The sequence below is a fragment of the Kineococcus gurbantunggutensis genome (assembly GCF_050871925.1).
In the GTDB taxonomy this organism is placed as follows: Bacteria; Actinomycetota; Actinomycetes; order Actinomycetales; family Kineococcaceae; genus Kineococcus.
This window is the reverse complement of record NZ_JBJLSG010000001.1, coordinates 50030-71213: the sequence shown is the minus strand read 5'-3', so window position 1 is coordinate 71213 and position 21184 is coordinate 50030. Positions and strand designations below refer to the sequence as shown.

The following is a 21184-nucleotide window of genomic DNA, read 5'->3' as shown; positions in this document are numbered from 1 at the left end:
GCCGGCGGGGCGGGGGCGGGGCTGCGCGGGCGGCTCCCCGCGGGGCGCGCGCAGCGCGCGGTGTGCCAGTCTGCGGAGCCGTGAGCGCACTGTTCGACGTCTCCGGCCGGCTGGCGCTGGTCACCGGGTCCTCGCGCGGTCTGGGCCGCGCCATGGCGGGCGGGCTGGCGGAGGCCGGCGCGCGCGTGGTGCTGCACGGGCGCGACCGGGAGCAGCTGCACCGCGCGCAGGAGGAGCTGGCCCGGCGCACCGGCACGGCCCCGGCGGTGGTGAGCTTCGACGTCACCGACGCCGCCGCGGTCGCCGAGGGCGTGGCGGCGCTGGTCGCCGAGCACGGCGCGCCGGACGTGCTGGTGAACAACGCCGGCATCCAGCGGCGCGCGCCGTTCGACGAGTTCGACCCCGCCGACTGGGACGCGCTGGTGGCGGCGAACCTGTCCAGCGTCTTCCACGTCTCGCGCGCAGTGGTGCCGCACATGGTGGCGCGCGGGTCGGGCAAGGTCGTCAACGTCGCCTCGGTGCAGTCGGTGCTGGCGCGGCGCACGATCGCGCCGTACACCGCCACCAAGGGCGGGGTGGCGCTGCTCACCAAGGGCATGGCGGCGGACCTGACGGGCCGCGGGGTGCAGGTGAACGCCATCTCCCCGGGCTACTTCGCCACCGAGATGAACGCCGCGCTCGTCGCGGACGAGGCGTTCACCGCGTGGGTGGAGCAGCGCACCCCGGCGGGCCGCTGGGGCCGGGTGGAGGAGCTGCTGGGCACGCTGATCTACCTGTGCTCGGACGCGTCGAGCTTCGTGTCCGGGCAGAACGTCGTCGTCGACGGCGGCATGACGTCGGTGCTGTGAGGGCTGGGCAGAGGGCCGGGCAGAGGGTCGTGGAGAGGGGCGGGTGCGCGCGGTGAGGGCGATCAGGGTGCACGGGGCGGGCGACCTGCGCGAGGAGGAGGTGCCGGACCCGCGGACCGGTCCCGGGCGGGTGCGCCTGCGCGTGGCGTACGCGGGGATCTGCGGCTCGGACCTGCACTACTTCGCGCACGGCGCGAACGGCGAGTTCGTGGTGCGCGAGCCGCTGGTGCCCGGTCACGAGGTCTCCGGCACGGTGGACGAGGACCCCTCCGGGGAGCTAGCGCCGGGCACGCCGGTGACGGTGCACCCGGCGACGTTCGGCCCGGCGGCCGACGGCCTGGAGGGGCACCCGCACCTGCGCCCGGGCGGTTCGTACCTGGGCAGCGCCTCCACGTGGCCGCACACCCAGGGCGGGATGAGCGAGCTGCTCGTCGTCGACCGCTCGATGGTGCGCGTGCTGCCGCCGGGGTTGCCGCTGCGCCGGGCGGCGCTGGCCGAGCCGCTGGCGGTGGCGCTGCACGCGGTGCGCGTGGCCGGCGACGTGGCGGGCAGGCGGGTGCTGGTGTCCGGCTCGGGGCCGATCGGGCTGCTGACGGCGGCCGCGGCCCTGGTGCGCGGGGCCGGCGAGGTCGTGGCCACCGACGTGCTGGCCGGGCCGCTGGAGCGGGCGCGCGCCCTGGGCGTGCACGGCACGGTGCGCGTGGGCGAGCAGGAGGTGCCCGCGGAGGCGTTCGACGTGGTGCTGGAGTGCTCGGGGGTGCCGGCCGCGGTGGGCACGGCGCTGAGCGCGGCCCGGCGCGCCGGGGTGGTCGTGCAGGTCGGCATGGTGCCGAACGAGCCGCGCCCGCTGAACCTGGCGCCGCTGGTGTCCAAGGAGCTGCAGCTGCGCGGCACGTTCCGCTTCGCCGACGAGATCGACGAGGCGGTGCGGGTGCTGGCCGAGCGCCCCGACCTGGAGCGGGTGGTCACCCACGAGGTGCCCGCGGCGTCGGTGGCGGAGGCGTTCGCGGTGGCGGCGGACTCGCAGGCCTCGGGGAAGGTGCTCGTGGCGCTCTGGCGCTGAGCGCGGGCTCAGCTGCCGGTGCCGGTGTAGCGGCCGGGGCGGTGGTTCATCGACAGCACGAGGTTGAGGACCACCGCGCCGGCCGCGGACAGCGCCACCACGGCCGGCGGCACGACGGTCAGCGAGGCGGTGACGACGAGCACGTCCAGGGCCATCTGCACGTACCCGGCGCGCCAGCCCAGGCGCTCCTGCAGCAGGAGCGCGAGGATGCCGAACCCGCCCAGGCTGGCGCGGTGCCGGAAGAGGACCAGGATGCCCAGGCCCGCGGCGAGGTTGCCCAGCAGCACCGCGTAGACGGGGTCGACGTCCAGCCCCGGCAGCGCCGCGGCGTGCAGCGGGGAGAACAGCGACACCGCCACCACGGCCGCCGCCGAGCGCAGCGTGAAGGCCCAGCCCTTGGCGCGCAGCGCGAGCAGGAAGAACGGCAGGTTCACCAGGGGGAAGAGCACCGCGAACGGCACGGGCAGGGCGTAGCTGAGCAGCAGGCCCAGCCCGGCGGTGCCGCCGGTGACGGCGGTGCTGGAGTGCAGCAGGAACAGGCCGAAGGAGGCCAGGAAGGTCCCCACGAGGAACCCGGCGGCGTCCTCGGTGCGCGTGTGCGGCGGGGCGGGCGCGGGGGTGCGCGGGGCCGGGGTGCGCGGGCGCGGCGGCACCGCGCCGGAGGGCTCGGCGAGGGGTCCGGGGTCCGTCGGCGTGCTCACGACGGGAGGATCCGGGCGCCCGGCGGGCCCGCGCAACCGGGCCCCGGGCCGTTGCGCACCGTGGCACGCGCAGCGCGCCGGACGTGCCATCGTGCTCAGCGTGGAACCGATCGACGCCCTGGACGCCCGGATCCTGCTGGCGCTGGACGAGGACCCCGACGCCACCGTGCTCGCGCTGGCGCGCGCCCTGGGGGTGGCGCGCAACACCGTCTCCTCGCGGCTGGCGCGGATGGGCGCCGGCGGGGTGCTCGGGGAGGTCAGCCGCCGCCTGGACCCCGCCGCGCTGGGGTGCGGCACGGTGGCGTTCGTCTCGGTGGCGCTGAGCCAGGCCTCCAGCGAGCGCACGATCGCGCAGCTGCGCACGGTGCCGGAGGTCGTGGAGATGCACTCCACGACCGGCGAGGCGGACCTGCTGCTGAAGGTGGTCGCCCGCGACACCGACGACCTGCACCGCCTGACGCGCGCGCTGCTGGGCGTGGAGGGGGTGGTGCGCACGAGCACCGCGATCTCCCTGGCGCAGGAGCTGCCGACGCGCTACCGGGAGCTGCTGGTGCGGGTGGCGCGCGGCGGCTGAGCGGGCCGGCACCGCCCGGCGCACCGCCCGGCGCGTCAGCCGGCGTGCACGCGCGGGCGCTGCGCCGCCTCCGGCACGGCCCGGCGCAGCACCTCGCGGGTGACGGGGGCGACCTCGCCCACCCCCAGCAGCAGGAAGCGCAGCAGGTTGGCCAGCGGGTTGCCCTCGGACCACTCGAACCACACGTCGGGCAGCACCCCGGTGCGGTCGCGCACCGCCAGGGCGACCGCGGCGATGCCGTTGGCGACCGAGGAGGTGCGCACCGTCAGCACGTGGTGGCCGAAGCGCTCCTCCCCCACCACGTGCAGCTCGCCGGAGAACTCCGAGGGGTCGGTGACGGTGACCTCGACGAAGACGGCGGGCTGGTCGTCGGGGATGTGCTGGTCGCGCCGCTCGTCGTACTCCTTCTCGGCGTACTCGGCCTCGTCGCGGGCGTCGGGCTCGTTGGCGATGAGGTTCACCGCGCCGCGGGCGGCGACCTCGTCGAGGACCGCCAGCGCGCCGGCGTCGAAGTGGACCGCCGAGGCGCGCAGCTCGAAGGAGCGCCGGGCGCGCGAGACGAGGGAGACGGCGAGGATCGCGGCGGTGAAGCAGGCGGCGATCTTCACGCCGTCGGGGCGCTCGACGACGTTGGTCACGGTCGTGTAGGCGAACACCGCGGAGATCGCCCCGAAGAGCACCGTCGCGCGGCGCTCGCGGCGCCGGCGCGCGGACAGCGTCACCGCCACGGCCGCGGAGGTGATGAGGACCAGCACGCCGGTGGCGTACGCGCCGCCCTGCGCGTCGACGTCGGCGTCGAAGACCCAGGTGACGAGGAACGCCACGGCGGTGAACACCAGCACCAGCGGGCGCACCGCGCGGGCCCAGTCCGGGGCCATGCCGTAGCGGGGCAGGTAGCGCGGCACGAGGTTGAGCAGGCCGGCCATCGCCGAGGCGCCGGCGAACCACAGGATGGCGATGGTGCTCACGTCGTAGGCGGTGCCCACGGCGTTGCCGAGGTAGGCGTGCGCCAGGTAGGCCATGGCCCGGCCGTTGGCCTCGCCGCCGGGCTGGAACTCCTCGGCGGGCACGAGCACGGAGGTGGCCAGGCTGGAGGCCAGCAGGAACGCGCTCATGACCAGCGCCGCGGTGGTCAGCAGGCGCCGCGCCCCGCGCACCCGGCGGGCGACCTGCTCGCGCTCGTCGCCGGCGCCGCCGGCGATCTGCGGCATGACGACCACGCCCGTCTCGAACCCCGACAGCCCCAGCGCCAGCTTGGGGAAGACCAGCAGGGCCAGGCCCACCACGGCGAAGGGCGAGGAGCCCTGCGCCCACAGCGCCTCCCACCAGGCGCGCAGCGCCACCGGCTCGCCGAGCACGTGCACGACGGCGTCGACGACCACGACGGCGTTCAGGCCCAGGAAGACGAGCACGAGCACGACCGCCACCCCGATGGCCTCGGAGAAGCCGCGCAGGAACACCACCGCCAGGGCCGTGATGAACAGCAGCGTCACGCCGAGCTGGTGGTCCTCCAGGGCGGCGGGCACGTACGGGTTCTCCAGCAGGTGCTTGCTGGCGTCGGCGGCGGACAGGGTGATGGTGATGAGGAAGTCGGTGGCGGCGAAGCCCAGCAGCACGAGCACGAACAGCTTGCCGCCCCAGAACGGCAGGACCCGCTCCAGCATGGCGATGGAGCCCTCCCCGCGCGGGCTCTCGGCGGCGACCCGCCGGTACACCGGCAGGGCGCCGAAGAGGGTCAGCAGCACCAGCACCAGGGTGGCCAGCGGGGAGACGACGCCGGCGGCGAGGAAGGCGATGGCCGGCTGGTAGCCCAGGGTGGAGAAGTAGTCCACGCCGGTCAGGCACATCACCCGCCACCACGGGTGCCCGGGGTGCCCGCGCTCGCCGCGGCCGTGGGGGCCGGGGTGCCTGCTCGCCCGGTCGGTCAGGCCCTCCAGCAGCCAGGAGCGGAACCCGGAGCCGGTGCGCTCCCCCGGCTCGCGGGGGGCGGGGACCTGGGGGGTGGTCGGAGCACGCACGCACCCATGAGGGCACGGCGCGGGCGGCGGTTCCACCCGCACCACCCGCGCGCGGCGGATCTTGACGCGTCCTTGACGCGCCCGGCCTCACAGCTCGAAGCGGTACCCCATCCCCGGCTCGGTGATCAGGTGGCGCGGCTCGGAGGGGGTCTCCTCCAGCTTGCGGCGCAGCTGGGCGACGTACACGCGCAGGTAGTTCGTCTCGCGCCCGTACGCCGGGCCCCACACCTCCTTGAGCAGCTCGGTCTGGGTGACCAGCCGGCCGGCGTTGGTGACCAGGACCTGCAGCAGGTGCCACTCGGTGGGGGTGAGCTTGACCGGCTCGCCGTGGCGGGTGACGGTGCGCCGGGCCAGGTCCACGTGCAGGGCGCCGGCGTCGACGACCTCCACGGCGGTGCCCTCCCCCGCCGAGCGGCGGCGCACCGCGGCGCGCAGCCGCGCCAGCAGCACGTCCATCGCGAACGGCTTGGTGACGTAGTCGTCGGCGCCGGCGTCGAGGGCGTCGACGGCGTCGGCGGAGGAGGTGCGGGCGGTGAGCACGATGACCGGCACGTCGCTCCAGCCGCGCAGCCCGGCCAGGACGTCCAGGCCGTCCAGGTCCGGCAGGCCCAGGTCCAGCAGCACCACGTCGGGGTGGGTGCGCGCGGCCGCCTCCAGGGCGGAGGTGCCGTCGCCGACGGCGGTGACGTCCCAGCCGCGCGCGGAGAGGTTGATGGTCAGGGCCCGGCGCAGGCCGGGCTCGTCGTCGACGACGAGGACGCGGCTCACGCGCCCACCCCCAGGTGGCGCTCGCGCTCGCCGACGGGCACGCCGTCCGGCCCGCCGCCGGGCTCGTCGAGGAGCTCGTCGGCGGGCTCGTCGGCCAGGCGGTGCGCGGTGCCCGCCAGCGGCAGCGTGAGCACCATCGTCAGCCCCCCGCCGGGGGTGTCCTGCGCCTCCAGGCGCCCGCCGACGGCCTCGGCCAGCCCGCGCGCCACCGCCAGGCCCAGCCCCAGCCCGGCCCCCGAGCGGTCGCCCAGGCGCTGGAAGGGGGTGAACGCGCGCTCCTTGGCCGCGCCGGGCAGCCCGGGGCCGTGGTCGACGACGAGGAGCTGCGCGCTGCGGCGGCCGTCCTCCACCGCCAGCGACGCGGCCACCTCCACGGGCGCGCCGGCGCCGTGGCGCACGGCGTTCTGCACGAGGTTGGCCACCACCCGGCGCAGCAGGCCCGGGTCGGTGGACACCGGCGGCAGGTCCTCGGGCAGCTCCAGGGCGACCCGGCCCGGCGGCGCCTCGACGACGACGGCGGGCACGACCTCCTCCAGGCCCACGACGACCAGGTGCGGACGCACCACGCCGCTGCGCACCCGGGTGAGGTCCAGCAGGTCGTCGATGAGCTGCTGCAGGCGGTCGGCGGACTCGGCCACCGAGCCCAGCAGCTCCGCCTCGTCCTCCGGGCCCAGGGCCAGGTCGGGGTCGCGCAGGCCGTCCACGGACGCCTTGAGCGTGGCCAGCGGGGTGCGCAGGTCGTGCGAGACGGCCGTCAGCAGCGCCCCGCGCACCGCGTCGCCCTCCTCCAGCCGGCGCACCTGGGCGGCCTCGGCGCGCAGCCGCTGGCGCTGGCGCAGCGCGGCGATCTGCGCGGCGAAGGACTCCAGCACCCGCCGGTCGTCGGCGGCCAGCAGCCGCCCGCGCAGCGCCAGGGCGACGGTGCCGTCCACGACCACCTCGGCGTCGCCGTCGGCGGGCGCGGCGCACGGCTGGTCCCCGGCGCAGGCCACCGCGCTCCACGGGGCGGTGGGGCCGGTGCGCTCCAGCCAGGTGGCCGAGCGCACCGCGAACGTGGAGCGGGTGTGCTCCAGGGCCTCGGCCAGCGGGTCCTCGGCGGCCATGACGGTGCGGGTGAGCACCGACAGCGCCTCGGTCTCGGCGCGGCTGCGGGCGGCCTGCTCGGTGCGCCGGGCGGCGCGGTCGACGGTGCTGGAGACGGCCAGCGCGACGAGGACGAACACGGCCAGGGCCACGGCGTTGGCGGGCTGGGCGATGGTGAAGCGGTGCAGCGGCTCGGTGAAGAACCAGTTCACCGCCAGGCTGGCCACCAGCGCGGCGGCCACCGCCGGCAGCAGCCCGCCGGCCAGGGCGGCGAGCACGACGACCACCAGGAACGCCATGAGGTCGGTGGACAGGTCCTGGCGCGGGAACAGGCTCAGCAGCGCCGTCACCAGCGCCGGCCCGCCCAGGGCGAGCACCCAGCCCAGCAGCCGGCGCCCGCCGGACAGGGCCGCGCGCGCCCGCGGCGGCAGCCGCAGCCCGGCGCGCTGCTCCTCGTGGGGCACCACCAGCACGTCCAGGGCGCCGGCGCCGCGCACGACGGCGTCGCCGACGCCGGAGCGGAACAGCGAGGCCAGCCGCCCGTGCCTGCTGGCGCCGACGACGACCTGGCTGGCGTTCAGGCCGCGGGCGAACTCCAGCAGCGCCCCGGCCACGTCGTCGCCGACGACGCGGTGGTAGCTGCCGCCCAGGGACTCCACCAGGGCGCGCTGCTCGGCCAGGCGCGCCGGGGAGGTGCGCACCAGCCCGTCGCCGCTGGCCACGTGCACGGCGTGCAGCTCCCCGCCGGCGCCGCGCCCGGCGATGCGGGCGGCCCGGCGCACCAGGGTGTCGCCCTCGGGGCCGCCGGTGAGGGCCACGACGACGCGCTCGCGCGCCGGCCAGGGCCGCTCGATGCCCTGCTGGGCGCGGTAGCGCTCCAGGCCCTCGTCGACGCGGTCGGCCAGCCACAGCAGCGCCAGCTCGCGCAGGGCGGTGAGGTTGCCGGTGCGGAAGTAGTTCGACAGGGCCGCGTCCACGCGCCCGGAGGGGTACACGTTGCCGTGCGAGAGCCTGCGCTGCAGCGCCTCCGGGGTCATGTCGACGAGCTGCACCTGGTCCGCGCGGCGCAGCACCGCGTCGGGCAGGGTCTCGCGCTGCTCGACGCCGGTGATGTGGGCGACGACGTCGTTGAGGGACTCCAGGTGCTGGATGTTCACCGTGGAGACCACGTCGATCCCGGCGTCGAGCAGCTCCTCGACGTCCTGCCAGCGCTTGGCGTGGCGCGAGCCGGGGGCGTTGGTGTGGGCGAGCTCGTCGACGACGGCGACCTCGGGGTGCCGGCGCAGCACCCCGTCGAGGTCCATCTCGGCCAGCTCGTGGCCGCGGTGCTCCACCACGCGCCGGGGCAGCACCTCCAGGCCCGCCAGGCGCTCGGCGGTGCGCTCGCGGCCGTGGGTCTCCACCACGGCCACGGCCACGTCGGTGCCGCGCTCGGCGCGCCGGCGCGCCTCGTCGAGCATCGCGTACGTCTTGCCGACGCCGGGGGCGGCCCCGAGGAAGACCCGCAGCCGCCCGCGGCGGCGCTCGTCGGGCTGCACCCGCTGCCGCTGCTCCACCCGACGATGATGGCTCACCGGCGCCTCACGGCCGCCGGCCGGCCGTCAGGTCCTCCAGGGCGAGGTTGAGCTCCAGGACGCCCACGCGCGGCTCGCCCAGGAACCCGAGCTGGCGCTCGCGCACGTGCTCCTCCACGAGGGCGGCCACGGCGGCCGGCTCCAGGCCGCGCTCGCGGGCCACGCGCGCCACCTGCTGGCGCGCGTAGGCGGGGCTGACGTCGGGGTCCAGGCCGGAGCCGGAGGCGGTCAGCGCGTCGGGCGCGACGTCGGCGGGGGCCACGCCGTCGCGGGCGGCGACCTCGGCGCGGCGCTGCTGCACGGTGGCGAGCAGCTCGGCGCTGGAGGGGCCGAGGTTGGAGGCGCCCGAGGCCAGCGGGTCGTAGCCCTCGCCGGCCACGGAGGGGCGCGGCTGGAACCACCGCGCGCCCTCGAACGGCTGCCCGAGCAGGGCGGAGCCGACGACGCGGCCGTCGTGCCGCACGAGCTGGCCGTCGGCGCGCCCGGGCACCAGGCGCCCGGCGGCCACCAGGGCCAGCGGGTACAGCAGCCCGCACACGAGGGTGGCGGCCAGCAGCAGCAGCAGGCCGGTGCGCGCCTGGCGCAGGAACGCCGCGGCGGTGGCGCCGGAGCGGGTGCGCAGCGCGGGAGGGGTGGCGGTGCTCACGGTCACATCCCGGGGAGGAGGGAGACGATCAGGTCGACGAGCTTGATGCCGACGAACGGCGCGACGACGCCGCCGAGGCCGTAGACGAGCAGGTTGCGCCGCAGCAGCGAGGCGGCGCTGGCCGGGCGGTAGCGCACCCCGCGCAGGGCCAGCGGGATGAGCGCGACGATGACCAGGGCGTTGAAGACCACCGCCGAGACGACCGCCGACTGCGGCGTGGCCAGCCGCATGACGTTCAGCGCGTCGAGCTGGGGGTACGCGGTGACGAACATCGCCGGCACGATCGCGAAGTACTTGGCGACGTCGTTGGCGATGGAGAACGTCGTCAGCGCCCCGCGGGTGATGAGCAGCTGCTTGCCGATCTCGACGATCTCGATGAGCTTGGTGGGGTTGGAGTCCAGGTCCACCATGTTCCCGGCCTCCTTGGCGGCGGAGGTGCCGGTGTTCATCGCGACCCCGACGTCGGCCTGCGCCAGGGCGGGGGCGTCGTTGGTGCCGTCGCCCATCATCGCCACCAGCCGCCCGCCGGACTGCTCGCGGCGGATCAGCTCCAGCTTGTCCTCGGGGGTGGCCTCGGCCAGGACGTCGTCGACGCCGGCCTCCTGCGCGATGGCGCGCGCGGTGCGGGCGTTGTCGCCGGTGACCATGACGGTGCGGATGCCCATGGCGCGCAGCTGCTCGAAGCGCTCGCGCATGCCCTCCTTGACGACGTCCTTCAGGTGCACCACGCCCAGGACGCGCGCGGTGCCGCCGCGGTGCTCGGCCACCACCAGGGGGGTGCCGCCGGAGGTGGCGACGTCCTCGACGACCTGCTCGACCTCGGCGGGCACGTGCCCGCCCAGGGTGCGCACCCAGTGGGTGACGGCCGCGGCGGCGCCCTTGCGGACCTCGCGCACGTCGCCGGGGCCGGCGCCGGGGTGCGCGCCGGGCTCCTCGCGCAGGTCGACCCCGCTCATGCGGGTCTGGGCGGTGAACGGCACGAACGCGGCGCCGGCCAGCTCGCCCTCGGCGCGGGCGCGCAGGCCGTGGCGCTCCTTGACGAGCACGACCACGGAGCGGCCCTCGGGGGTGGCGTCGGCCAGGCTGGACAGCTGCGCGGCGTCGGCCAGCTCGAGCACGTCCACGCCCGGGGCGGGCAGCAGCTCGTGCGCCTGCCGGTTGCCCAGGGTGATGGTGCCGGTCTTGTCCAGCAGCAGGGTGCCCACGTCGCCGGCGGCCTCGACGGCCCGGCCGGACATCGCCAGCACGTTGCGCTGCACGAGGCGGTCCATGCCGGCGATGCCGATGGCGCTGAGCAGCGCGCCGATGGTGGTGGGGATCAGGCACACCAGCAGCGCGACGAGCACGACCGTGCTCTGCGGGTCGCCGGAGTACACGGCCATCGGCTGCAGGGTGACCACGGCGAGCAGGAACACCAGGGTCAGGCTGGCCAGCAGGATGTTCAGCGCGATCTCGTTGGGGGTGCGCTGGCGGGCCGAGCCCTCCACCAGGGCGATCATGCGGTCCACGAAGCTCTCGCCGGGCTTGGCGGTGATGCGCACCAGGATCCGGTCGGACAGGACCGTGGTGCCGCCGGTGACGGCGCTGCGGTCGCCGCCGGACTCGCGGATGACGGGCGCGGACTCGCCGGTGATGGCCGACTCGTCGACGCTGGCCACGCCCTCCACGACGTCGCCGTCGCCGGGGACGGTCTCGCCGGCCTCGACGACGACGAGGTCGCCGGGGCGCAGGCTGGAGGAGGGCACCCGCACCTCCTCGCGCCCGCGCTCCAGGCGCCGCGCGGTCGTCTCGGTGCTCACCCTGCGCAGCGAGGCGGCCTGGGCGCGCCCGCGGCCCTCGGCGACGGCCTCGGCGAGGTTGGCGAACAGCACGGTGATCCACAGCCAGGCGGTGATGACCCAGGCGAACACCGAGGGCTCCAGCACCGCCAGCACCGTGGTGAGGACGGCGCCGACGGCGACGACGAACATGACGGGGGTGCGCACCAGGTGGCGCGGGTCCAGCTTGCGGAACGCGTCGGGCAGGGAGGAGACGAGCTGGCGCGGGGTGAACGCGCCGCTGGAGACGCGGTGCGGGCCCGGTGCCGGCGCCGGCGGCTGCGGCGCGGGGGTGGGGGTCAGGGTGGTGCTCACGAAGCGGCTCCAGACAGCGCCTCGGCGAGCGGGCCGAGGGCGAGGGCGGGGAAGAACGTCAGGCCCGTGACGACGACCACGACCACGGCGTGCAGGCCGGCGAACGTGGGGGTGCGCGTGGGCAGCGTGCCGGCGGTGGCGGCGGCGCGGCGCTGCTGCGCGAACGCGCCGGCCAGGGCCACGACCAGGACCATCGGCACGAACCGGCCGATCCACATCGCCAGCCCGAGGGCGGTGTTGTAGAAGGGCGTGTTCGCGCCCAGGCCGGCGAAGGCGCTGCCGTTGTTGTTCGCCGCGGAGGCGAACCCGTAGAGCAGTTCCGTCATGCCGTGCGGGCCGGTGTTCAGAAGCGCCGAGCGGGTGGCCGCGCTGGACAGCGCGATCGCGGTGCCCACCAGGACGGCGAACGGGGTGGCCAGGATGTACAGCGCCGCCAGGGTGACCTCGCGCTGGCGGATCTTCTTGCCCAGGTACTCCGGGGTGCGCCCGACCATGAGGCCGCCGACGAACACGGCGATGACCGCCAGGACGAGGATGCCGTACAGGCCCGAGCCCACCCCGCCGGGCGTGACCTCGCCCAGCAGCATGTTGAACAGGACGACCCCGCCGCCCAGCGCGGTGTAGCTGTCGTGGAAGGAGTTCACCGCGCCGGTGGAGGTGCTCGTCGTCGCGGTGGCGAACAGCGCCGAGGCCCACTCGCCGAACCGGGTCTCCTTGCCCTCCACCGCCGCGCCCACCGCCTGCGGCACGGCACCGGCGGCGTGGACCTCCGCCCAGGTGGTCAGCGCCAGGGAGACGGCGAAGATGCCGCCCATGACGGAGAGCACCGCCAGGCCCTGGCGGGTGTCGCCGACCAGGGTGCCGAACGTGCGCGGCAGGCTGAAGGGGATCACCAGGATCAGGAACACCTGCAGCAGGTTCGACAGCGGCGTGGGGTTCTCGAAGGGGTGCGCGGAGTTGGCGTTGAAGAACCCGCCGCCGTTGGTGCCCAGCAGCTTGACGGCCTCCTGCGAGGCGATCGGGCCGCCGACGACCGTCTGGGTCCCGCCGGCCAGCGTGGTGTACGCGGTGGCGCCGGAGAGGTTCTGCACCACCCCGCACAGCAGCAGCAGCACCGCTGCGACGACGGCCATCGGCAGCAGCACGCGCAGCGTGGAGCGGGTCAGGTCCACCCAGAAGTTGCCGATCGTGCCGGTTCCGGCGCGCACCAGGCCGCGCACGAGGGCGATCGCCACCGACAGGCCCACGGCGGCGGAGACGAAGTTCTGCACCGCCAGGCCCGCCATCTGCACGAGGTGGCCGACGGCCGCCTCGCCGGAGTACGACTGCCAGTTCGTGTTCGCCGTGAAGGAGACGGCGGTGTTCCACGCCTGGGTGGCCTCCATCGCCGGCATCCCCAGCGACAGCGGCAGGAACTGCTGCAGGCGCAGGAACGCGTACAGGAACAGGATCGAGACGGTGGAGAACGCCAGCACGGAGACGGCGTAGGTGGGCCAGCGGGTGTCGGCGTCGCCGTCGACCCGCAGCACCCGGTACAGGGCGCGCTCGGCGCGCAGGTGGCGCGGGGAGGTGAGGGTCCTGGCGAGGAAGTCCCCCAGCGGCACGTGGACCGCGGCCAGCAGCACCACCAGCAGGCCGATCTGCAGCAGACCGGCGGTGGTGTCGTCCAGGGCGGGCATCAGAACCTCTCCGGGTTCAGCAGCGCGAGCAGCAGGTACGCGGCGGCGGCGACGGCCAGCACGAGGCCCACCACCGCCTCGGCGCTCACCGGCGCTCCAGGCCGCGCACCAGCAGCGTGGCGGCGGCGGCCAGGAGCAGGGTCAGGACGACGAACCCGGCGTCGAGCACGGGGACCCCTCCTCGGGGGTGGGGGACGGACGGGGACACGGCGCCACCGAAGCACCGGCGGGCGGGCCCGCCGGCGCTCCTGACGCGTCCTTGACGCCCGCCGGCGGCCCCTTGACGCCTCCTTGACGCCCGCGGGCGGCACCTCGCCGCGCGCCCCGCGCGCCTGTGCCGCACCCTGCGGGGCACCTCCTAGCCTGGCGCCGTCGCCCACGGCGCCGCCCGGCGCGGGCGGCAGGAGGAGGAGCCCCCCGTGCAACCCCGTCACCTGGACCTGCTGCGCAGCGTCTCCGCGCCCACCGTCTCCCCCGACGGCGGGACGGTGGTGTTCGCGCTCTCGCGCCCCGACACGGCCGCCGACGCCGAGGTGGGGCAGCTGTGGTGGGTGCCCGCCGACGGCTCCGCCCCGGCGGCGCTGCTGACGCGCGGGCACCGCGACGGCGCCCCGCGGTTCTCCCCCGACGGCTCGCTGGTGGCCTTCCTGCGCGCGGCGCCGGGCGCGCCGGCGCAGCTCGCCGTCGTCGCCGCGGGCGGCGGGGAGCCGGTGGTGCTCACCGACCGCCCCCGCGGGGTGCTCTCCTTCGACTGGTCGCCGGACTCGCGGCGGCTGGTGCTGGCCGCCCGCGACCCCGAGCCGGGCCGCTACGGAACCGTCGAGGGCGTCGGCGCGGGCGCCGAGCCGCCGCGGCGCATCACCACCACGCGCTACAAGAGCAACGGCCTGCCCGGCTACACGGTCGACCAGCGGGTGCAGCTCTTCGTCGTGGAGGTGCCCGACGTGGGCGCCGAGCCGGTGCCGGCCCCCGCCCCCGGCGACGCCACCGGGGACGCTCCCGACGCCTCCCCCGGGGGTGCCCCCGACGGCGCTGGCGGTGGCGCGGCGGCCGTCCCGCCGGCGCTGCGGCTGACCGCCGGGGACGTGGACTGCACGCACCCGCGCTTCACCCCCGACGGCGCCGCGGTGACGTTCGTCGCCGCGCGCCACCCCGGCCGCGACGACGACCTGCGGGTCGGCGCGCACCGCGTGCGCGTGCCCGGCCCGGGCGCCGGCGCGCCGGGGCCTGGGGAGCCGGAGGAGCCGGAGGAGCTCGTGGGCCCCGGCGCCGACCTGGCCGTGCGCGAGGTGCTCACCACCGCCGACGGGTCCGTCTTCGTGCTGGCCGCCCCGCTGGGCCCCACCGGCCGGGACTTCGCCGGGCGCAGCACCGTCCTGCACGTGCTGCGCGCGGGCGCGGCGCACCCGCTGACCGACCCGGCGAGCGTGGACCTGGGCGAGTCCGGCCTGGAGGCCGCCGGCGCGGACGCGGTGCTGGTGCAGGACCGCGTCCGCGGCGCTCTGCACCTGCTGCGCGTGGGAGCCGCCGGCGACGTCGAGCGCCTGACCGGCGGGCCGGTGGAGGTCACCGGCGCCGCCGCGGCGGGCGGGACGGTGGCGCTGGCCGTGCGCGACGCCGGCACCTCCGGCGACGTGGCCGTGCTGGGCGCGGACGGCCCGCGCCGGCTGACGGACCTGTCCGCGCCGCTGCGCGCGACCGGCCTGGTGGTGCCGCGCGAGGTGGAGGTGCCCGCGCGCGACGGGCACCCGCTGCACGGCTGGGTGCTCGTGCCCGAGACCCCCGCCGGCGCCCCGCGCGCCACGCTGCTGCTGGTGCACGGCGGGCCGTTCGCGCAGTACACCGGCTCGCTGTTCGACGAGGCGCAGGTGCTCGCCGGCGCCGGGTACGCCGTCGTCATGGGCAACCCGCGCGGCTCGGCCGGGTACGGCGAGGCGCACGCGCGCGCGATCGCCGGGGCGATGGGCACGGTGGACGCCACCGACGTGCTGGACCTGTTTGACGGGGCCTGCCGCGCGCACGGCCTGGAGACGCAGCGGGTGGGCGTCCTCGGCGGCTCCTACGGCGGGTACCTGACGGCGTGGACGATCGCGCACGACCACCGCTTCGCCGCCGCGGTCGTCGAGCGCGGCTACCTGGACGCGGAGCTCTTCGTCGGCACCTCCGACATCGGCACCTACTTCACCGAGCAGTACTTCGGCCCCGACCCCGCCGACCAGCGCGCGCGCAGCCCGCAGTCCGTGGCGCACCTGACGCGCACGCCGACGCTGGTGGTGCACTCCGAGGACGACCTGCGCTGCCCGCTGTCGCAGGCGGAGCGCTACTTCCTGGCGCTGCGCCGGGCGGGGGTGGACTCGGAGATGCTCGTCTTCCCCGGCGAGGACCACGAGCTGACCCGCTCGGGGCGCCCGCGCCACCGCCTGCAGCGCTTCGAGGCGGTGCTGCAGTGGTGGCGGCGGCACCTGCCGCTGGACTGAGGCGACCGCACCGCCCGCCCGCGCGCCCGCCCCCGCGGGGGCGGGCGGTGCGCGCTCAGCGCCCGCCCGCCACGGGCAGGTGCGCCAGCGCCTGCCGCAGCTGCACCGCGTCGTCGAAGGTGCGGGTGCGCCCGCCGGCCACGAGCAGCCGGTCGTGGCCGCGGCCGACGACGACGACCACGTCGCCCGGCGCGGCCAGCGACACCGCCAGCCGCAGCGCCCGGTCGCGGTCGGCCTCGACGTGCACCTGCGCCGAGCCGGCGCTGCGCGCGCCGGCGGCCACCGCCTCGCGCAGCACGGCGGGGTCCTCGCCGTGCGGGCTCTCGTCGGTGACGACGACGACGTCGGCGAGCTGCGCCGCGGTGCGGCCCAGGGGGGCGCGCTTGCCGGGGTCGCGCTCGCCGGTGGCGCCCAGCACCACCACGACGCGCCCGCCGGTCAGCCCGCGCAGGAAGGGCAGCAGCCGCTGCTGGCCGGCGACGTTGTGGGCGTAGTCCACCAGCGCCAGGAACGGCTGGCCGGCGTCGACGCGCTCCAGCCGCCCGGGCACCCCGGCCAGCTCCTCGGCGCCGCGCACCGCGTCGCGGACGTCCACGCCCGTGGCGTGCAGCAGCGCGACCGCCCCCAGGGCGTTGTCCACCTGGTGCCCGCCCAGCAGGCGCAGCCGCACCCGCCGGTCGGTGCCCGGCCCCAGCAGCCGGAAGGAGGTCCCGGTGGCGTCCGCGCGCACCTCGCCGGCGCGCCAGTCCGCGCCGGGGCGCCCGGACGCGGAGAACGTCACGACGGGGGTGCGCGCCGCGGCGGCCAGCCGCCGCCCGTGGGCGTCGTCGGCGTTGACGACGGCCAGGGCGCAGCGCTCCGGCTCGAACAGGGCCGCCTTGGCGGCGAAGTAGGACTCCTGGTCGCCGTGCAGGTCGAGGTGGTCGACGCCGAGGTTGGTGAACACCGCGGCGCGGAAGCGGGTGCCGTCCACCCGGTGCAGCGCCAGGCCGTGGCTGGAGACCTCCACCGCCGCCGAGGTCGCCCCCTGCTCGCGCAGCGAGGCGAGCACCTCCTGCAGCTCCGGCGCCTCCGGGGTGGTGCGCAGCGCCGGGCGCGACCAGCCCGGGGTGCGCACCCGCACCCCGCTGAGCAGGCCGGTGCACCGGCCCGCGGCGCGCAGGCCCGCGTCGATGAGGTGGGTGGTGCTCGTCTTGCCGTTCGTGCCGGTGACCCCGTGCACCTCCAGCGCCGCGCTGGGGTGCCCGTGCAGGTGGGCGGCCAGCTCCCCGAGCACCGCGCGCGGGTCGGGCACGACGAGGGTGGGCAGCCCGTCCAGGGGCCGGTCGCTGAGCGCGGCGACCGCCCCGGCGGCCCGGGCGTCCCGGGCGAAGCGGGCCCCGTGGTGCCGCGCGCCGGGCAGGGCCGCGTAGAGGTCACCGGGCAGCACCGCGCGCGAGTCCAGCGTCAGCCCGAGCAGCCGCGCACCCGCGCCGGGCGGTGCGGGCAGGCCCAGGGCGCGCGCCAGGTGCGCGAGGTCGACGTGCCGCGGCACGGCGGGGCGCGGGCGCGCCTGCGGCGGCGACGTCGCCGGGGAGCCCACCGCCGGGGAGTCCGTCACCGGGCGAGTAACCCACCCGCGCCCCCTGCGCGCGAGTCGGCACGCGCACCGCCCGCCCCACCCGCCCCTCCCGGGCGCCGCGGGGAGCGGCCGGGGGACCCGGGAAATCCCCGGCCGCGGACCCGCCACCGGGTGTTCACTGCCGGTGTCGGTGCGGACGGGGGAGGGGTCGTGGGGCGACGGGTGCGGGCAGCGGTGCTGGCGGCGGCGGTGGTCGGGGTCGGGGCGGCGCCGCCGTCGGCGGCCGCGCCGGCGGAGGGGGCGCCGCCGCAGCTGCGGCTGGCGCCGGCGTGCGTGGGCGGGCGCCCGGGGCACTGGGCGGAGTTCGAGCAGGACGGCACGGCGCTGGCGCTGCGCTCGGACCGCTCCACCGTCACCCTGGCCCCCTCCGCCACCACGCCGAGGACGGTGCGCACGGTCCTGCCGGGGCCGCTGGCGGGCGGGCGGTGGTCGCTGCTGGGCGCGGGCGAGGCGGTGCTCAGCTCGGCCGCGGCCGCCGACGTGCCCTGCGACGGCTGGTACGACCGCACGGGCTTCGTGCGCGGCGGCTCCAACGACCCGTGGTCCCCGCAGCGCGTCGGCGACCTGGCGGAGCGGCCCGTCGCGGAGGGCGGCTGGGAGGTGCACCGGGGCACCGAGGGGGCGCTGTACGTGCGCCCCTCGGTGCCCGGCACGCGCGGGCACGTCGTGCGCGGGGCGATCCACGAGGCCTACGTGCGCCACGGCGGCCCGGCGGGCCGGCTGGGTGCACCGCTGACCAGCGAGGTGGAGTTCGTGCGGGCCGCCGACGGGGACGGGGCGACGGGCGCGGGGTCGGGCGTGGAGCAGATCACGGTGGGCCGGGGCACCGCGTTCGAGCGCGGCACGGTCCTGTGGTCGGCCCCCACGGGGGCGCACGTCGTGCGCGGTGCGCTGGCCGAGGCGTTCCACGCCCGCGGCGGCGTGCGGACCACGGGGGTGCCGCGCGGGGAGGAGTTCGGCCCCCTGGTGCGCGGCGGGTACGGCCAGGTCTTCACCGGCGGCACCCTGTACTGGACCCCGGCCACGGGGGCGCACCTGGTGCGCGACGGCCTGCTCATGGACCGCTGGGCGCGGCAGGGCTGGGAGACCGGGGAGCTGGGCTACCCCGTGTCCGAGCAGTTCGGCGAGGAGGGCTACGCGCCCCGCTGGCAGCACTTCCAGGGCGGCTCGGTCTACTTCGCCAAGCCCTCGACGGTGGTCGTCAAGGGCGCGGTCCGCGAGGCGTACCGCTCCACGGGCGCCGAGGCGGGCCCGCTGGGCTTCCCGCGCGGGGAGGAGGAGCGCCACGGCGACGGCGCCCGGCAGGTGTTCTCGGGCGGCACGATCACCTGGAGCCCGGTGACGGGGACCTCGGTCGAGTTCGGCTGAGCGCGCACGGCACCCTGCCGGGCCGGGCCTCGGCAGGGTGCTGCACGGGCCCGGCGTTGACAGGGCGCTCACCTCGGGTGAAGCTGTGCGCGCTCTCTGAGAGCGCTCTCAACGAAGAGGAGACGCCCCCGTGCCTTCGCACCCCCGGCGCAGGACCCGTGCCCGCGCGCTCACCGCGGTCACCGCGCTGCTCGTCCCGGCGAGCCTGCTGCTCACCCCGTCGGCGGCCCAGGCCGCCGACCAGATCACCAACGGCACCTTCGACCAGGGCACCACGGGCTGGACGGCCTACCCCGCCCCCTCCGTGCAGGACGGGGCCGGGTGCATCACCGTCCCGGCGTCCACCGCCCCCTACGGCGCGACGATCGCGCAGGAGGTCTCGCTGGTCGCCGGCGAGGACTACCGGCTGACGTTCCGCGCGCGCAGCACGCCGGCCACCACCGGCCCGGTGCGCGTCGTCGTCCAGGGCGGCGAGGACGTGAACTACCAGCAGTTCCTGCCGGCCGTGAAGCCCGCCTTCGAGACCGCGTTCGGCGAGCAGGTGCACTACTTCACCGCCGACCGCGACTACCCCAACGCGCAGCTGTCCTTCCAGCAGGACGTGACCAACCCGGTCGCCTACACCCTGTGCGTCGACGACGTCGTGCTCGACAGCGGCGTGGAGCGCCCGCCGTACGTGCCCGAGACGGGCCCGCGCGTGCGCGTGAACCAGGAGGCGTACCTGCCGCAGGGCCCCAAGGGCGCCACGCTGGTGACCGACTCGACCACGGCGCTGCCGTGGGAGCTGAAGGACACCCGCGGCACCGTCGTCGCCCGCGGCACCACCACCCCGCGCGGGGTCGACCCCACCGCGGGCCTGAACGTGCACACCATCGACTTCACCGGCTACCAGCGCCGCAGCGCCGGCCTCGTGCTCACCGCCGACGGGGAGAGCAGCCACCCCTTCGACATCGGCGAGGACGCCTACGAGCGCCTGCGCGACGACTCGATGACGTTCTTCTACACCAACCGCAGCGGCACCCCGATCTCCGACGAGCTGGCCCCCGGCTACGGCCGCGCCGCCGGCCACGTCGGCGTCGCGCCCAACCTCGGCGACACCGCCGTGCCGTGCCAGAGCCTCGAGGACGACTCCCAGGCGATCCTCGTCGCGCAGGGCGACGAGCCGTGGACCTGCGACTACACCACCGACGTCACCGGCGGCTGGTACGACGCCGGCGACCACGGCAAGTACGTCGTCAACGGCGGCATCTCCGTGGGCCAGCTCCTGCAGCAGTACGAGCGCAGCCTGCACGCCCCCACCGCGGACCCGCGCGCGCTGGCCGACGGCACCCTGAGCATCCCCGAGTCCGGCAACGGCGTGCCCGACGTGCTGGACGAGGCGCGCTGGGAGCTGGAGTGGTTCCTGAAGATGCAGGTCCAGCCGGGCCGGCAGTACGCCGGCATGGTGTTCCACAAGGTCGCCGACGTCGACTGGACGGGCCTGCCGCTGGACCCGGCCGCCGACCCGCAGCCGCGCGCGCTGTACCGGCCCTCCACGGCCGCCACGCTCAACGTCGCCGCGACCGCGGCGCAGGGCGCGCGCCTGTTCGCCAAGCACGACAAGGCCTTCTCGCAGCGGCTGCTGGCCGCGGCCCGCACCGCGTACGCGGCGGCGAAGGCCACGCCGGACCTGTACGCCCCGGCGCCGGACGCGACCCTGGACCCCAACCCGGGCAGCGGGCCGTACGACGACCGCGACGTGTCGGACGAGTTCTACTGGGCGGCCGCCGAGCTGTACCTGACCACCGGTGAGGCGGGCTTCCGCAAGGACGTCCTGGACTCCCCCGCGCACACCGCGGACGTCTTCCCCGCCGGCGGGTTCAGCTGGGGCAGCGTGGGTGCGCTGGCCCGCATGGACCTGGCCACCGTGCCCAGCCGGCTGAACCGCGCGGAGCTGCGCGCGGTGCAGCGCTCGGTGGTCGAGGCCGCCGACCGGCGCCTGGCCGAGCAGGCCGCCCAGCCGTTCGGGCAGGCCTACGCCCCCGAGGACGGCCAGTACTCCTGGGGCTCGAACAGCGCGATCCTGAACAACATGCAGGTGCTGGGCACCGCGTTCGACCTCACCGGCCAGGACCGCTACCGCGACGGGGTCGTGCGCAGCATGGGCTACCTGCTGGGCCGCAACGCGCTGAACAACTCCTACGTCACCGGCTACGGCGACGTGTACTCGAAGAACCAGCACTCGCGCATGTACGCGAACCAGCTCGACCCCTCGCTGCCGAACCCGCCCGCGGGCACGGTGGCCGGCGGCCCGTACTCGCCCACCGCCACCAGCGGTGACCCGATCACGGCGCCGCTGTTCGCGGACGGCTGCGCCGCGCAGTTCTGCTACGTCGACGACATCGGCTCGTGGTCGACCAACGAGATCACGATCAACTGGAACGCCCCGCTGGCCTGGGTGGCGTCCTTCATCGCCGACCAGGACGCCGGCCGCGACCCCGGTGAGCGCGGGGGCCGCTGGCACTGACCGGCGGCACCCGCGGCGCGCGAGCGCAGCGGCGCAGCAGCGCGACGACGTGACGACGCCCCCGTCCCCGGCACCCGCCGGGGGCGGGGGCGTCCGCGTTGACGCCGCCCAGCACGCGTGGTTACG

The 21184-nt window shown here is 76.7% G+C and carries 16 protein-coding genes; 6 read left to right on the top strand and 10 right to left on the bottom strand.

The genetic code is table 11. From position 1 onward, the window contains the following. Nucleotides 1-80 precede the first annotated feature (80 nt). Both ACRYR7_RS00260 and ACRYR7_RS00255 read left to right on the top strand, forming a co-directional pair. A complete protein-coding gene (locus ACRYR7_RS00260; protein WP_432570056.1) occupies nucleotides 81-848 on the top strand; it encodes an SDR family oxidoreductase in 768 nt (255 codons plus the stop codon). Nucleotides 849-900: 52 nt separating this feature from the next. Continuing rightward, nucleotides 901-1911 carry an L-idonate 5-dehydrogenase gene (locus tag ACRYR7_RS00255; protein ID WP_432570055.1) on the top strand — a complete coding sequence of 337 codons (1011 nt, stop codon included), beginning with the start codon at nucleotides 901-903 and terminating at the stop codon, nucleotides 1909-1911. Between the two features lie 8 nt (nucleotides 1912-1919). Here ACRYR7_RS00255 and ACRYR7_RS00250 read toward each other — a convergent pair whose 3' ends face one another. Continuing rightward, nucleotides 1920-2612, bottom strand: coding sequence for a YitT family protein (locus tag ACRYR7_RS00250; protein WP_432570054.1), 693 nt, complete (start codon nucleotides 2610-2612; stop codon nucleotides 1920-1922). A 100-nt stretch (nucleotides 2613-2712) separates the two neighbouring features. Between ACRYR7_RS00250 and ACRYR7_RS00245 the strand changes: the two genes are divergently transcribed. Beyond that, nucleotides 2713-3186: an Lrp/AsnC family transcriptional regulator gene (locus ACRYR7_RS00245; protein WP_432570053.1), complete on the top strand. Its 474-nt coding sequence runs from the start codon at nucleotides 2713-2715 to the stop codon at nucleotides 3184-3186. 35 nt (nucleotides 3187-3221) lie between these two features. Here the strand turns inward: ACRYR7_RS00245 and ACRYR7_RS00240 are convergent, their stop codons facing one another. The 8 genes from ACRYR7_RS00240 to ACRYR7_RS00205 all read right to left on the bottom strand — a co-directional run bounded on the left by ACRYR7_RS00240 (nucleotide 3222) and on the right by ACRYR7_RS00205 (nucleotide 13294). After that, complete coding sequence (locus ACRYR7_RS00240) at nucleotides 3222-5204, bottom strand: amino acid transporter (RefSeq protein ID WP_432570052.1); 1983 nt, start codon at nucleotides 5202-5204, stop codon at nucleotides 3222-3224. Nucleotides 5205-5291: 87 nt separating this feature from the next. Next, nucleotides 5292-5972, bottom strand: a complete 681-nt coding sequence (locus tag ACRYR7_RS00235; protein ID WP_432570051.1) for a response regulator — start codon at nucleotides 5970-5972, stop codon at nucleotides 5292-5294. Next, nucleotides 5969-8611, bottom strand: coding sequence for a DUF4118 domain-containing protein (locus ACRYR7_RS00230; RefSeq protein ID WP_432570050.1), 2643 nt, complete (start codon nucleotides 8609-8611; stop codon nucleotides 5969-5971). The genes ACRYR7_RS00235 and ACRYR7_RS00230 overlap by 4 nt, the downstream gene beginning before the upstream one ends. Before the next feature lie 25 nt (nucleotides 8612-8636). After that, on the bottom strand, nucleotides 8637-9275 hold the full coding sequence (kdpC, locus tag ACRYR7_RS00225; protein ID WP_432570049.1) for a potassium-transporting ATPase subunit KdpC: 639 nt from the start codon (nucleotides 9273-9275) through the stop codon (nucleotides 8637-8639). Between the two features lie 2 nt (nucleotides 9276-9277). Continuing rightward, complete coding sequence (kdpB, locus tag ACRYR7_RS00220; RefSeq protein ID WP_432570048.1) at nucleotides 9278-11407, bottom strand: potassium-transporting ATPase subunit KdpB; 2130 nt, start codon at nucleotides 11405-11407, stop codon at nucleotides 9278-9280. Then, nucleotides 11404-13086, bottom strand: coding sequence for a potassium-transporting ATPase subunit KdpA (gene kdpA / locus ACRYR7_RS00215; protein ID WP_432570047.1), 1683 nt, complete (start codon nucleotides 13084-13086; stop codon nucleotides 11404-11406). Before kdpA ends, kdpB begins: the two co-directional genes overlap by 4 nt. Beyond that, on the bottom strand, nucleotides 13086-13175 hold the full coding sequence (gene kdpF, locus ACRYR7_RS00210; RefSeq protein ID WP_432570046.1) for a K(+)-transporting ATPase subunit F: 90 nt from the start codon (nucleotides 13173-13175) through the stop codon (nucleotides 13086-13088). Before kdpF ends, kdpA begins: the two co-directional genes overlap by 1 nt. Beyond that, a complete protein-coding gene (locus ACRYR7_RS00205; RefSeq protein ID WP_432570045.1) occupies nucleotides 13172-13294 on the bottom strand; it encodes a hypothetical protein in 123 nt (40 codons plus the stop codon). The genes kdpF and ACRYR7_RS00205 overlap by 4 nt, the downstream gene beginning before the upstream one ends. A 211-nt stretch (nucleotides 13295-13505) precedes the next feature. On the opposite strand from ACRYR7_RS00205, the gene ACRYR7_RS00200 reads away from it, so the two are divergent. Beyond that, the gene (locus ACRYR7_RS00200) at nucleotides 13506-15563 is read left to right on the top strand and encodes a S9 family peptidase (RefSeq protein WP_432570044.1); all 2058 of its coding nucleotides are present in this window, start codon (nucleotides 13506-13508) and stop codon (nucleotides 15561-15563) included. A 55-nt stretch (nucleotides 15564-15618) separates the two neighbouring features. On the opposite strand, the gene ACRYR7_RS00195 is transcribed toward ACRYR7_RS00200, so the two are convergent. Continuing rightward, entirely contained in the window at nucleotides 15619-17163 is a 1545-nt protein-coding gene (locus tag ACRYR7_RS00195) for a UDP-N-acetylmuramoyl-L-alanyl-D-glutamate--2,6-diaminopimelate ligase (protein WP_432570043.1), read from the bottom strand. A 171-nt stretch (nucleotides 17164-17334) separates the two neighbouring features. Here ACRYR7_RS00195 and ACRYR7_RS00190 point away from each other — a divergent pair, with 171 nt between their 5' ends. Continuing rightward, nucleotides 17335-18552 (top strand): LGFP repeat-containing protein, encoded by a 1218-nt coding sequence (locus tag ACRYR7_RS00190; protein ID WP_432570042.1) that lies wholly within the window; start codon nucleotides 17335-17337, stop codon nucleotides 18550-18552. A 130-nt stretch (nucleotides 18553-18682) separates the two neighbouring features. Then, nucleotides 18683-21058, top strand: a complete 2376-nt coding sequence (locus tag ACRYR7_RS00185; protein ID WP_432570041.1) for a glycoside hydrolase family 9 protein — start codon at nucleotides 18683-18685, stop codon at nucleotides 21056-21058. Nucleotides 21059-21184 lie beyond the last annotated feature (126 nt).